Source organism: Nonomuraea sp. NPDC049758, assembly GCF_040674635.1.
Classification (GTDB): domain Bacteria; phylum Actinomycetota; class Actinomycetes; order Streptosporangiales; family Streptosporangiaceae; genus Nonomuraea.
In genome coordinates, this window is record NZ_JBFAMZ010000001.1 from 442048 (window position 1) to 454527 (window position 12480).

A 12480-nucleotide genomic window follows, 5' to 3' on the forward strand; every position below is an offset into this window, starting at 1 on the left:
TTCCTATAGCTGCCGGGAAAGTTCCGTCAACCCTTTGCAGGCGTTACATCGCCGTTATCGATATATCGACACCGTATTTTCCCTGGTGACAAGCGCTTACCGCAGAGAGGTAGGACGAATATTGCTGCGATTTAGTACAACCGTTTGCAGGTCATCTGGGCGGTGCCGTCGACTCCCGCACCACCAGCCGGGTCTCCAGCGAGGTCGTGGCGCTCACCTCCTGGATCAGCAGGTCGACCGCCAGCCGCCCGGCCGCCGCGGTGGGCATCGCGACCGTGGTGAGCTTGGGACGGTTCAGCCGCCCCGGGACGATGTCGTCGATGCCCACCACGCTGACGTCCTCCGGCACGCTCAGCCCGAGCTCGCCCAGCCCCTCGACCAGCCCGATCGCCATGAGGTCGTTGTAGGCGAGCACCCCGGTCACCCCGGCCTCGCGCACCGCGGAGGCGGCGGCCAGGCCGCCCTGCTCGGTGGGCGCGTTCGGCCCGAGGACGACCAGCTCGACGCCCGGCACCCGCTCGGCGGCCGTCCGGATCTCGCCGCTCGTCCAGGAGCCCGGCGGGCCGGACAGCAGCGCCACGCGGCGGTGCCCGAGCCCGGCCAGGTGCTCGACCGCCAGCCGCGCGCCGTGCCCGACGTCCATCAGCACCGTGGCGGCGCCGCGCAGCCGCCGGTTGACCACCACGAACGGCACCCGCTCGGCCAGCCGCTCCAGCGTCTTGTTCGACGAGCGCGGGCTGCACAGCACCACGCCGTCCACCTGCTTGGAGAACGCCTGGATCAGCTCCTCCTCGGCGGCCGGCTCCTCGTCGGTGTCGGCCACGAACAGGTGGTAGTCGCGCTGCCGGGCCGCGGCGTGCGCGGCCTTGATCAGCGGCGGGAAGAACGGGTTGGCGATGTCGGCCACGATCAGGCCCAGGTTGTGGGTGCGCCCGGTCGTGAGCGCCCTGGCCGCCCTGTTGGGCCGGTATCCCAGCTCCTCGGCCACCGTCAGCACTCTGGTCCGGGTCGCGGCGTTCACCATGTGCGGCGCGGAGAACGTCCGCGACACGGTCGATACGTGCACACCGGATGCGCGGGCCACATCACGAATCGTCACAGTCACAGCCACCCACCCTAACGCAACCGCTTGCAGACACCATGGCCACGATGAAAGCGCTTGCCGACCAACCGACCATCGGGCGGCCCCACGTTTCCCCAGCTAGAAGCCATGGTCAAAAATCAGCTCTTGACGCCTCGCCCTGCCTGGCCCATAGGTTTGGTGCAACTGTTTGCAGTCCTGAAGGAGTCCCCCACGGTGAGCAGAGTGCTCGTCACCGGCAGCGCCGGACGCCTCGGCCGCAGCGTCGTCACCACGCTCGCCGCCGCCGGGCACGAGGTGATCGGCGTGGACCAGGCCCCCGGCACGCCGGTCGAGGCCGCCGCGACGTCACCGGCCGACCTCACCGACACCGGCCAGGCGTACGAGGTCGTCGCCCGGTTCCGGCCGGAGTCGGTGATCCATCTGGCGGCCATCGCGACGCCGTTCAGCCGGCCGGAGTCAGTGATCTTCCAGGTGAACACCCGGCTCGCGTTCAACGTCTGCGCGGCCTCGGTGGAGCTGGGCGTGTCCGGCGTGGTGGTGGCCAGCAGCCCCACGGTGATCGGGTACGGCGCGCCCGGCGGCTGGCGGCCGTCGTACCTGCCGATCGACGAGGAGCACCCGGCGCTGCCCTGGAACGCCTACAACCTGTCCAAACTCGTGGCCGAGCAGACCATGCGGACGTTCGCGCGGGCGGGCCGGACGAGGTTGGCGGCCGTCCGGCCGTGCTTCGTCATCCCGCCCGAGGAGTGGGCGGGCGCGCCCACGCAGTCGGGGCACACCGTCAGGGAGCGGCTCGACCAGCCGGAGATCGGCGGCGTCTCGCTGTTCAACTACCTCGACGCGCGTGACGCGGGCGAGCTGTTCGCCGTGCTGGTCGCGGCGCTGCCCGAGCTGCCGGGCGGCGAGGTCTTCTTCGCCGGCGCGGCCGACGCCCTGGCCAGGGAGCCGCTGGCCGACCTGCTCCCGCAGGCCGTGCCGGGCACCGAGGAGCTGGCGGCGGCCCTCACCGGCACCGCTCCCGCCTTCTCCACGGACAAGGCCCGCCGCCTGCTCGGCTGGGAGCCCAAGCGAAGCTGGCGAACCGAACTCAAGGAATCCGAATGAATCTCAGCGGTGTGCTGTTCTTCCCCGTCACCCCCTTCGACGCCGGCGGCGCGCTCGCCGAGCAGGTGCTGGCCGAGCACATCCGGCGCGGCATGGCGCACGGCCCCGGCGGCGTGTTCGTGGCCTGCGGCACCGGCGAGTTCTCCGCGCTGTCGGAGGCGGAGCACGCGCGGGCCGTCCGGGTGGCGGCCGAGGTGGTGGGCGGGCGGGTGCCGGTGTTCGCCGGGGCGGGCGGCCCGATCGGCGCGGCGCTGAACCATGCGCGGGCGGCCCGCGCGGCGGGCGCCGACGGCCTGCTGCTCATGCCGCCCTACCTGACGCAGGGTCCGGCGAGCGGCTTCGCCGCGTACGTGGCCGCCGTCGCCGCCGAGCTGCCGCTGATCGTCTACCAGCGCGGCCCGGTCGTGCTCGCCCCGGACGCCGTGGTCGAGCTGGCCGGCGTGCCCGGCGTGATCGGGCTCAAGGACGGGCTCGGCGACATCGACCGGATGCAGCGGACCGTCCTCGCGGTCCGCGAGAAGCACCCGGACTTCCTGTTCTTCAACGGCCTGCCGACCGCCGAGCTGACCATGCCCGCCTACCGCGGCATCGGCGTCGACCTGTACTCCAGCGCGGTCTTCGCCTTCGCCCCCGAGATCGCCGTGGCGTACCTGAACGGCGACGAGCGGCTGCTGACCGAGTTCTACGCGCCGCTGGTCCGCCTGCGCGACAAGGCGCCCGGCTACCCGGTGGCCCTGGTCAAGGCCGGCGTACGGCTGCGCGGCCTCGACGTCGGCCCGGTGCGCCCGCCGCTGGTCGACGTGGCCGAGGACCACCTGGCCGAGCTCGACGCGCTGATCAGGTCCGGGCTCGCCCTGGCGGCCTCGTGATCACCGGCCTGCGGACCGAGCTGCGCACGGTCCCCCTGCCCCGCCCGTGGGGCCCGGACGTGCCGGCCAACCACGTGATCGTCTGCCACGTGACGCTGGCGGACGGCCGCACCGGCACCGGGTTCTCCTGGACGCCGCAGATCGGCGCGCACGCCGTGCACGCCCTGCTGGAGCACGACCTGCGCGCGGCGCTGATCGGCCTGCCCGCCCATCCCGAGCTGGTGTGGGACCGGTTGTGGCGGCACCTGCGCGAGGCCGGCCCCGGCGGGATCACCACGGTCGCGCTGGCCGGGATCGACCTGGCGCTGTGGGACCTGCGCTGCGGCGCGGCCGGCCTGGCCGACGTGCTGGGCCGGCGCCGGGAGCAGGTCCCGGCCTACGGCAGCGGCGTCAACCTGCACTACTCCCTGGAGGAGCTGACCGATCAGGCGCGGCGCTGGGTGGCCGCCGGGTACCGCGGCGTCAAGATCAAGGTCGGCCGTCCCGACCTGGCCGACGACGTGGCCCGGGTGGCGGCCGTCCGCGAGGCGATCGGGCCCGACCGGCTGCTGATGATCGACGCGAACCAGCGGTGGGACCTGCACCGGGCCCGGCGCGCCCTGTCCGCGCTGCGCGAGTTCGACCTCCACTGGATCGAGGAGCCGCTGCCCGCCGACGACGTGGCCGCGCACGTCGAGCTGCGCCGCTCGACCGACGTGCCGGTCGCGGTGGGCGAGAACGTCTACACCGTCTACGGCTTCCGCGACCTGCTCACCGCGGGGGCCTGCGACGTCGTCCAGCCGAACGTGGTGCGCGTCGGCGGCGTCACGCCGTTCCTGCGGATCGCCGAGCTGGCCAGGGCGTTCGACGTACCGGTCCATCCGCACCTGCTGGGCGAGGTGTCCGGGCAGCTCGCCCTGGCGCTGCCGCTGCCGCCGCTGGCCGAGGACGTCGAGGACGCCTCGTTCGCCCGCCTGGGGCTGCTGGCCGAGCCGTACCCGGTGCGGATCGAGGACGGCGTGCTGCGCGTGGGCGGCCACGCGGGACTGGGGTTGCGATGGGCGTGAGCACGGGCCCCGTGAAGGTCGTCCTGGCGGGGGCGACCGGGCACGGACGGCATCACCTGGACAACCTGCGCAGGCTCGCGGCCACCGGGCTGGTCGAGCCGGCCGGGATCTGCGACGTGCGGCCGGTGGAGCTCGACGGCGGCCCCCTGCCGCAGTCGGCGGACCTGGGCGAGCTCATCGCCGCCACCGGCGCGGAGATCACGATCGTCTGCACGCCGATCCACACGCACGCCGACCTCGCGGTCACGGCGTTGCGCGCCGGGTCGCACGTGCTGCTGGAGAAGCCGCCCGCGGCGAGTCCCGAGGCGCACGCGCGGATCGCCGCGGCGGCGGCCGAGACCGGGCTGGCCTGCCAGGTCGGCTTCCAGAGCCTCGGCTCGCGGGCGGTCCCGGCGCTGCGGGAACTGATGGCGAGCGGCGCGCTCGGCCGCGTCCGCGGCATCGGCGGCGCGGGCGCGTGGGAGCGGCCCTCGTCGTACTTCACCCGCTCGTCCTGGGCCGGACGGCGCAGGCTGCACGGCGCGGACGTGGTGGACGGCGCGCTCACCAACCCCTTCGCGCACGCCGTCGCGACCGCGCTGGCCCTGGTGGACGGCCCGGTCGAGGCGGTCGAGACCGAGCTGTACCACGCCCATCCGATCGAGGCCGACGACACCTCCTGCCTGCGCGTCCGGATCGCGGGCGGGCCGGTGATCACGATCGCGGTGTCGCTGTGCGCGACCGGCCGCAGCGAGCCGTACCTGGTGGTGCACGGGGAGGCGGGGCGGGCGACGCTCACGTACACGCTGGACGAGCTGCGCGTCGAGCGGGCGGACGGCTCGGTGGAGACCACCGTGCACGAGCGCGACGGGCTGCTGGAGAACCTCGTCGCGCACATCCGCACGGGGGCCGAGCTGCTCGTCCCCCTCTCCCGCACCGAGACGTTCACCCAGGTCCTGGACGCCGTGCGACTCGCCCCCGAGCCGCTGCCCATCGCCGAACGGCACCAGGTCGTGGAGCGCGACGGCGGCGGCGCGGTCACCCACCGGTATCTGCCCGGCATCGCCGAGCTGACCGCGCGCAGCGCCGCGGAGCTGGCGCTCTACTCCGAGCTCGGCGCGCCGTGGACGAAGGTGGAGCTGCGGGTGGCGGGCGCGCCGGTCGCGGCCTACGAGTGGCGGCCCGACCTGCCCGCCACCGACTCGCCGCGGCCGTACCTGCATCCGGTGCGCACGCTGGGCGGCGTCACCGTCACCGAGGTGCGGCCCGACGACCACGTGCACCACCTCGGCGCCGGCGTGGCGATCGCCGACCTGGGCGGCGCGAACTTCTGGGGCGGCCGCACCTACGTCAAGGGCCGGGGACCGGCCTGGCTGGACGACCACGGCAGGCAACGGCACGTCGCGTTCACCCGGCTGGCCGACGACGGCTTCACCGAGGAGCTGGAGTGGATCGGCCCCGGCGACCGGCTGATCGCCCGCGAGCGGCGCACGGTCACCGCCCGGCCGGTCGGCGACGCGTGGGCGCTCGATCTCGCGTTCACGCTGACCAACGTCACCGGCTCGCCGCTGGAGGTCAACAGCTCGGCCACCAAGGGGCGTCCCGGGGCGGGCTACGGCGGGTTCTTCTGGCGCGCGCCCGGCGCCTCGACCGGCCGGGTGACCTTCCCAGGGGACGAGGAGGCCGTGCACGGCAGCCGGGGCCGCTGGGTGGCCATGGCCGGGACCGGCCCGGACGGGCGGGACTGGACGCTGGTGTTCGTGCAGGCCCACGACGATCCCTGGTTCGTGCGGGTGGCGGAGTATCCCGGGGTCGGGCAGTCGCTCGCGTGGGACCGTCCGCTCGTCGTCGAGGACACGCTGACCAGGCGGGTCGTGACGGTCGTGGCCGACGGGCGGCTCGACGGGCCGGCGGTCTCGGCGCTGGCCGCCACGGTGGAGGCGGCGATCGGGGAGGCGGCGATCGGGGAGCGCGCGTGACACCCGCTCTTCGGTAAGCCCTCATTCCCGGTTTCCCGGCGGTTCGGCGGGCCGCGGCTAGGGTGCGGAGTCTGTGAACGCACCCGTCATCGCCCGGCCCGCCACCGCCAGGGACCCGTTCTTCGACAACGCGAAGTACCTGGCCATCGTGCTGGTCGTGTGCGGTCACCTGATCGAGGACCAGCGCGACGCGCCGCTCGCCCACGCCCTGTACTTCTACGTGTACGTCTTCCACATGCCGCTGTTCATCGTACTTAGCGGCTATTTGTCCCGAAATTTCACGTTTTCGGGGGGCAAGGCGCGCAAACTCCTCTCCACCCTCGCCGTCCCCTACCTGATCTTCGAGCTGGCCTACTCGCTCCCCCGCCCGATCCTGTACGGCACGTTCGAGCTGAGCCTGCTCGACCCGTACTACCTCACCTGGTTCCTGCTCTCGCTGTTCCTGTGGCGGCTGTCCACTCCGGTGTGGCAGCAGCTCAGATGGCCGCTCGCGGTCGCGGTCGCGCTGTCCCTGCTGACCGGGCTCGACCGGTTGCCCGGCGAGCTGGCCATGAACCGCACGTTCGCGCTGCTGCCGTTCTACGTGCTCGGTCTGATGGTGCGGCCCGAGCACTTCGCCCTGCTGCGGCGGCCCTCCATGCGGCTGACCGGGTTCTGCGTACTGGGGCTGGGGCTCGCGGTCGCGCTGCTGGTGCACGAGCGGGTGCCGACCGAGTGGATCAGGTGGCGGCACTCCAACGCGGCCATCGGCGTGGACGACCTCACCGGCACCGCGATCAGGCTGGGGCTGCTGGCGGCGGGGGCGGTGCTGGTGGCCGCGTTCCTGGCGGTCACCCCGGCCCGGCGCACCTGGTTCAGCGGGCTGGGCTCGGCCACCATGTACGCGTACCTGCTGCACGGGTTCGTGGTGAAGGGCGCCGAGCGGCTCGGGCTGGGGCTGCCGCTGTCACTCCTGCTGGGCGTCCTGACCGCCACCCTGCTGTGCACGCCCTGGGTGCGCGGGCTGTTCCGCTGGGCCGTCGAGCCCCGCATGACCTGGGCCTTCACCCCGCTCCGCCGTCCCGCCTGACTCGTGCCTGAGCAGCCGCAGCGCGCCCCTGGACAGCGCGACCAGGATGTCGGCGCACTCGTCCAGGTCGGGGTAGCGGCCTTCCAGATGGCCCATGGCCAGGGCGTTCGTGGCCGCGTTGACGCCCTCGGCGATCATCTCCAGGCGGCGCCGGTCCCGTTCGTCGCCGGCCGTGTAGCCGAGCGCGGCCAGGTCGGCCGCGTGGTGCTCGCGGTAGGCCGCGGCCGTACGGGCGGCGAAGTCGCGCAGCGAGGAGGACGGGTCGTGCCGTGCGCGCAGCTGGATGCGCAGCAGCTCGGGGTGGCGGCAGATCGCCTCCAGCGGGATGCGGAAGGTGTCGCGGTGGCGTTCGAGGTCGCCGGGCGCCTCACGGGCCCGGCGCCGGGCCTCCCGCATCGCGCCGCGCAGCCGGTCGCCGCCCTCCTCGGCGAGCACCAGCAGCAGCTCCTGCATGTCCTTGAAGTGCACGTAGAAGCTGGACTGCGCGATGCCGGCGGCCTTGGCGACCTTGCCTGTCGTCAGGCCGGTCTCGCCCTCCGCGTCGAGGATGGTCAGGGCGGCCTCGATCAGCCTGCGCCGGGTCAGGTCCTTCGCCTCGCTCCTGCTGAGCGGTGTGCTGGTCACGATCGCCTCACGGGACTTGTGTCTGATTTCACCGATAGTACTATCGGTGAAATTGCCGAAGGAGAGTCATGGCCATCGATTTCACTCTCGCCCCCGAGCACGAGGAGATCCGCAAGCGGGTCAGGTCCTTCGTCCAGGAGACCGTGATCCCCGCGATGTCCGGCGTGGAGGAGGGCGACCGGGACGCCTACCTCCGCACGATCTTCGAGCTCCGCCGCCGGGCCAGGGCCGAGGGCCTGTGGCTGCCGCACATGCCGAAGGCGTGGGGCGGCATGGGCCTCGGCCACGTCGAGCTGGCCATGGTGCAGTCGGAGGCGGCCAAGACCCGCATCGGCCCGTGGGTGCTCAACTGCCAGGCCCCCGACGAGGGCAACATGCACACACTCCTCCACTGGGCGGACGACGAGCAGAAGGAGAAGTACCTGCGGCCGCTGCTGGACGGCGTCCAGATGTCGTGCTTCGCGATGACCGAGCCCGAGGTCGCCGGGTCCGACCCCACCCTGATCCGCACCGAGGCGGTCAAGGACGGCGACGAGTGGGTGATCAACGGCCACAAGTGGTTCATCTCCAACGCCCGCCGGGCGAGCTTCGCCATCCTCATCGCGCGCACCGAGCAGGACGTGCCCGAGGGCTCGCGCGGCGCGAACACGGCCTTCCTGGTGGACCTGCCCAACCCCGGCTGGAAGGACGTGCGCGAGGTCGAGACCATGCACGGCTCGACCGGCCACAGCGAGATCGTGATCGAGGACCTGCGGGTGCCCGACAGCGCGGTCCTCGGCGGCCGGGGCAACGGCCACCGGCTGGGCCAGTACCGGCTGGGCCCGGCGCGGCTCGCCCACTGCATGCGGTGGATCTCGCAGGCCGAGACGGCGCTGGACATGATGGTGGACCGGGCGCTCAACCGCTACAGCCACGGCTCGCTGCTGGCCGAGAAGCAGGGCGTGCAGTGGCTGATCGCCGACTCGGCCATGGAGCTCTACCAGTGCAAGCTCATGGTGCTGCACGCCGCCTCCAAGATCGACCGGGGCGAGGACTTCCGTACGGAGGTGTCGATGGCCAAGCATTTCGTGGCGAACAGCCTCAACCGCATCGTCGACCGGGCGATCCAGGTGCACGGCGCGCTCGGCTACTCCACCGACACGCCGCTGGCGAGCATGTTCCAGCACGCCCGCTGGGCCCGCTTCGCCGACGGCGCCGACGAGATCCACCAGATGCGCATCGCCGAGCGCACGATCGCGGCCTACCAGGCGACCGGTTCGACGAGCGCAGCGACCGGCGGCCTGCCGCTATAGCGCAAGATATCCCCGCATGACGGGTTGCCAGCGGTTGGCCGGGACGCCCCGGAGCGCGGCCACCGCCAGGCAGTACTTGCTGACGCTGACCGGCCGCACCCCCAGCCCGCGCAGCACCCGGTCCACCAGCGCCCGCCCGTCGGCCGACTTCGACTCCAGCAGCACCCGGTCGCGGCGGGCGGGCACCCGGCGGCCGCCGTCGTGGCAGAGCAGGCCGGTGTCGCAGGTCAGCCGGGCCTGCCCGGTCCGGTCGACGAGCGTGACCCGCCGGTAGTCGGTGGACAGCACGGGCCCGAGCGCGTCGGGCACGACGACGCTCAGCTCGCTGCTCAGCGTGTCGCCGACGAACTCCATGGCCTCGCTGGTCAGCTCGCCGGCCGCCGCGGCGTCGTACGGGATGCGGTGTTTGTCGGTGTTGCCGCGGGTGCCGTTCAGCTTCAGCTCCAGCCATCGGCCGCCCCCGTCCAGGTACGTACGGGTGCGCAGCTTGAAGCGGCGCCGCCGGTCCTGCCGGTGCTGGCGGAAGGTCAGCAGATCGGGCGTGTCGAAGTAGGTCGAGGTGTAGCGGAACTGGCGCAACGCCCCGATCCGCAGCACCGAGAGCCGGTCGCCCAGCTCGGCCACCAGCTCGGCCATGGCCGGGACGCTGACCACGTACTTGCGGTCCACCCGGCTCATCAGCTCCGGCACGTCGTCCAGCCCGACCGGCGGCAACCCGGCCGCGACGCCCGCCATCAGCGCGCCCGCGTCCCTCATCGGGCCACCTCGGCGATCTGGAAGCGCACGTCCACCACGGTCACGTCGCGCACGTAGTCCACCTGGGTGACGACGCAGTGCAGGACGCGGCCCCGCAACCGGCTCTCCAGGTCGGCCCTGAGCAGCTCGGGGTCGGCGTGCACGACGTCGAGTGTCACGACCTGCTGCCTGGTGCGGCCCAGCAGGCGGGGGTGGTCGGCGACGTGCACGACGGCCAGCAGCACGCCGTCCAGCAGCAGCGCGGTCAGCGGGAGCTGGGAGGCGATGCCGTTCACCAGCCCGAGGACGATCGCCACGAAGTAGTAGGCGATCTCCTGCTGGGTGATCTCGCTGGACCGCAGCCGGATGATCGACAACACCCCGAACAGCCCGAACCCGACCGCCAGGTCCACCCGCTGGACCAGCAGCAGGGAGACCACCGCGAAGATGCCCACGTTCAGCGCCACGTAGGCGAACAGCAGGTCGCGCCGATGGTGTCGCCGGTAGTACAGGCCGTAGGCGAGGACGGTGATCGCCGCCAGGTCCATCGCCAGTCCGGCCGTCACGGTGTCTTGCCCCTCGTTCTCATGTCCACCAGCCTGCGGCTCGCCGGTGAGGGAGCCGTGAGGCGCCCATTAGGCGGCTCTCATCCGGTAGCCGGTGCCGCGCACGGTCTCGATGCGGTCGGGCCCGATCTTCCTGCGCAGGTAACGGACGTAGACGTCCACGACGTTGGAGCCGGGGTCGAAGTCGAAGCCCCAGACGTGGCTGAGCAGCTGCTCGCGGGTCAGCACCTGGTCGGGATGCCGGCAGAAGATCTCCGCCAGCGCGAACTCCCTGGTGGACAGGTCCACCACGCGGTCGCCGACGTGCGCCCGCCGGGTCCGCAGGTCGAGCGCCAGGTCGCCGACGCGCAGCACGGTCGGCTCGGGCGTGCGGTCGGCCCGCAGCCGCAGCCTGACCCGGGCCAGCAGCTCCTCGAAGGCGAAGGGCTTGGCGATGTAGTCGTCGGCGCCCCCTTCGAGCCCGGCGACCGTGTCGGTCACGCCGCCCCGGGCGGTCAGGATGATCACCGGGATGGCCACCTTCGCCTCCCGCAGCCGCCGCAGCACGGTGAACCCGTCGCTGAGCGGCAGCCCGATGTCGAGCAGTAACAGGTCGAACCCGCCCGAACCGGCCAGGTCGTAGGCCGCGACGCCGTCCGTGACCACGGCCGTGACGAAGCCGTTGCCGCGCAGACCCTTCTCCAGGAAGGCCGCGATCCTGCTCTCGTCCTCGGCGATCAGGATCCGGTTCATGCCCTGGCCAGCGGCAACGTCATCACGAAACAAGCGCCCCCCGCCGGGACGTCCGCCACTCTCACACCGCCTCCGTGCGCCTCGGCGATCGACCTGACGATCGCCAGCCCCAGTCCTGCCCCGTCGTGCCCGCCCGTACGTCCCGCGCCCCTGACGAACCGGCGGAAGATGCGCTCCCGGTCGGCGGGCGCGACGCCCGGGCCGCTGTCGCGCACCCACAGCTCGGCCCGCCCGTCCCGCACGGCCGACCCGACCGCGATGAGATCGTCGTCCATGGTGTGGCGGACGGCGTTCACCACCAGCTGCATGAGCGCCTGCGTGAGCCGCTGCCGGTCGGCCGGGATCCGCGCCTCGGCCACCTGGTCGACCCGCCACCGCCGGTCGCCCAGCGGCCGGGCCTTGGCCACCACGCTCACCGTCAGGTCGGCCAGCTCGACCTCCTCGACCGCGAGGAAGCCGGGCTGCTCGGCCTTGGCCAGGGTGAGCAGGTCGTCCACGATCCGGTTCATCCGGTCCAGCTCGTCGGTGACCAGGGCGAGGGTCTCGGCCCGTTCGGCCGGGTCGTCCCCCATCAGCTCCAGATGCCCGCGGATGACCGTGATGGGGGTACGCAGCTCGTGCCCCGCGTCGTCCACGAACGTGCGCTGGACGGCGAAGGAACGTTCCAGACGGTCGAGCATGTGGTTGAACGTGGCGGCCAGCGCGGCCACGTCGTCGTCGCCGGTCACCTTGAGCCTGCGGGTGAGGTCGGCCGAGTCGCTGATCTGCTCGGCCGTCTGGCTCACCAGCCGCACCGGGGCCAGCACCCGCCCCGCCACGAACCAGCCCGCCGCCCCCGCCAGAGCCAGCGCGGCCAGCGCCGACAGCCCGAGCACGCCGACCGCGTCCACGATCTCGCCCCGATGGCGGTCGTAGAAGACGGCGGCGACGAAATGGCCGGGACGGGGGTCGGCCGCCACCCTGACCGGGATGACGGCGTACCTGACCGTGCCCGCGACGCTCTCGGTGTCGCCGTAGGCGGGCCTGGTGGCCGCGGCCAGCGCCTTGACCAGCTTCTCGTCGGTGTCGAGCCGGGCCGGCGGCGTGACGGCGGTGATCCGGTCGGCCCTGCCGCCCACCATGGTGAAGAAGGTCTCCCAGCGGTCGGGCGCGTTGATCGCCAGGTAGCCGGTGAGCAGTTCCCGCACGTCGGAGACCGGCCGGCCGGTACGGGGGTCGTGGGCGGTGGCGGCGTACCTGCGCAGTTTCTCGGCCTCGTTGGTGAACTCCAGGTTCATCCGGTCGTCGAGGCGGGCGAGCAGGACGGTCCAGGTCGCGAAGATCGAGACCGCCAGGGCCAGGCCGACGACGGCGAGCATCCAGCCCACGATCCGGGCGCGGGCACTCACCCGCATCCGGCCC

The 12480-nt window shown here is 72.6% G+C and carries 11 protein-coding genes and 1 pseudogene; 6 read left to right on the forward strand and 6 right to left on the reverse strand.

Features of this window, described 5'->3' with window-relative positions:
* Window positions 1-151 precede the first annotated feature (151 nt).
* Entirely contained in the window at window positions 152-1105 is a 954-nt protein-coding gene (locus tag AB0J46_RS02080) for a LacI family DNA-binding transcriptional regulator (RefSeq protein ID WP_364325143.1), read from the reverse strand.
* Between the two features lie 192 nt (window positions 1106-1297).
* Here AB0J46_RS02080 and AB0J46_RS02085 point away from each other — a divergent pair, with 192 nt between their 5' ends.
* From AB0J46_RS02085 to AB0J46_RS02105, 5 genes are all read left to right on the forward strand, one after another.
* Window positions 1298-2188, forward strand: a complete 891-nt coding sequence (locus AB0J46_RS02085) for an NAD(P)-dependent oxidoreductase (RefSeq protein ID WP_364325146.1) — start codon at window positions 1298-1300, stop codon at window positions 2186-2188.
* Window positions 2185-3057 (forward strand): 5-dehydro-4-deoxyglucarate dehydratase, encoded by an 873-nt coding sequence (locus AB0J46_RS02090; protein ID WP_364325149.1) that lies wholly within the window; start codon window positions 2185-2187, stop codon window positions 3055-3057. Before AB0J46_RS02085 ends, AB0J46_RS02090 begins: the two co-directional genes overlap by 4 nt.
* Window positions 3054-4103, forward strand: a complete 1050-nt coding sequence (locus tag AB0J46_RS02095) for a mandelate racemase/muconate lactonizing enzyme family protein (protein ID WP_364325152.1) — start codon at window positions 3054-3056, stop codon at window positions 4101-4103. Before AB0J46_RS02090 ends, AB0J46_RS02095 begins: the two co-directional genes overlap by 4 nt.
* Window positions 4100-6061 carry a DUF6807 family protein gene (locus AB0J46_RS02100; protein WP_364325155.1) on the forward strand — a complete coding sequence of 654 codons (1962 nt, stop codon included), beginning with the start codon at window positions 4100-4102 and terminating at the stop codon, window positions 6059-6061. Before AB0J46_RS02095 ends, AB0J46_RS02100 begins: the two co-directional genes overlap by 4 nt.
* Before the next feature lie 73 nt (window positions 6062-6134).
* Complete coding sequence (locus tag AB0J46_RS02105) at window positions 6135-7130, forward strand: acyltransferase family protein (RefSeq protein ID WP_364325158.1); 996 nt, start codon at window positions 6135-6137, stop codon at window positions 7128-7130.
* Between the two features lie 447 nt (window positions 7131-7577).
* Here the strand turns inward: AB0J46_RS02105 and AB0J46_RS02110 are convergent.
* Window positions 7578-7754, reverse strand: a pseudogene (locus tag AB0J46_RS02110) (TetR family transcriptional regulator); the annotation flags it as partial.
* A 68-nt stretch (window positions 7755-7822) separates the two neighbouring features.
* Here AB0J46_RS02110 and AB0J46_RS02115 point away from each other — a divergent pair.
* Window positions 7823-9046, forward strand: a complete 1224-nt coding sequence (locus AB0J46_RS02115; protein WP_364325161.1) for an acyl-CoA dehydrogenase family protein — start codon at window positions 7823-7825, stop codon at window positions 9044-9046.
* On the opposite strand, the gene AB0J46_RS02120 is transcribed toward AB0J46_RS02115, so the two are convergent.
* The 4 genes from AB0J46_RS02120 to AB0J46_RS02135 all read right to left on the reverse strand — a co-directional run bounded on the left by AB0J46_RS02120 (window position 9041) and on the right by AB0J46_RS02135 (window position 12473).
* On the reverse strand, window positions 9041-9802 hold the full coding sequence (locus AB0J46_RS02120) for a polyphosphate polymerase domain-containing protein (protein ID WP_358283193.1): 762 nt from the start codon (window positions 9800-9802) through the stop codon (window positions 9041-9043). The genes AB0J46_RS02115 and AB0J46_RS02120 overlap by 6 nt on opposite strands.
* The gene (locus AB0J46_RS02125; protein WP_357991601.1) at window positions 9799-10329 is read right to left on the reverse strand and encodes a DUF4956 domain-containing protein; all 531 of its coding nucleotides are present in this window, start codon (window positions 10327-10329) and stop codon (window positions 9799-9801) included. The genes AB0J46_RS02120 and AB0J46_RS02125 overlap by 4 nt, the downstream gene beginning before the upstream one ends.
* Before the next feature lie 87 nt (window positions 10330-10416).
* Complete coding sequence (locus AB0J46_RS02130) at window positions 10417-11079, reverse strand: response regulator transcription factor (RefSeq protein WP_352319662.1); 663 nt, start codon at window positions 11077-11079, stop codon at window positions 10417-10419.
* On the reverse strand, window positions 11076-12473 hold the full coding sequence (locus tag AB0J46_RS02135; RefSeq protein ID WP_364325166.1) for a HAMP domain-containing sensor histidine kinase: 1398 nt from the start codon (window positions 12471-12473) through the stop codon (window positions 11076-11078). The genes AB0J46_RS02130 and AB0J46_RS02135 overlap by 4 nt, the downstream gene beginning before the upstream one ends.
* Between the last annotated feature and the right edge of the window lie 7 nt (window positions 12474-12480).

What these genes read in the sequence shown, in the direction of transcription:
- AB0J46_RS02090 (WP_364325149.1), top strand. Translation starts at nt 2,185, where the DNA reads ATGAATCTCAGCGGTGTGCTGTTCTTCCCCGTCACCCCCTTCGACGCC.
- AB0J46_RS02125 (WP_357991601.1), bottom strand. Translation starts at nt 10,329, where the DNA reads ATGGACCTGGCGGCGATCACCGTCCTCGCCTACGGCCTGTACTACCGG.
- AB0J46_RS02135 (WP_364325166.1), bottom strand. Translation starts at nt 12,473, where the DNA reads ATGCGGGTGAGTGCCCGCGCCCGGATCGTGGGCTGGATGCTCGCCGTC.
- AB0J46_RS02130 (WP_352319662.1), bottom strand. Translation starts at nt 11,079, where the DNA reads ATGAACCGGATCCTGATCGCCGAGGACGAGAGCAGGATCGCGGCCTTC.
- AB0J46_RS02115 (WP_364325161.1), top strand. Translation starts at nt 7,823, where the DNA reads ATGGCCATCGATTTCACTCTCGCCCCCGAGCACGAGGAGATCCGCAAG.
- AB0J46_RS02120 (WP_358283193.1), bottom strand. Translation starts at nt 9,802, where the DNA reads ATGAGGGACGCGGGCGCGCTGATGGCGGGCGTCGCGGCCGGGTTGCCG.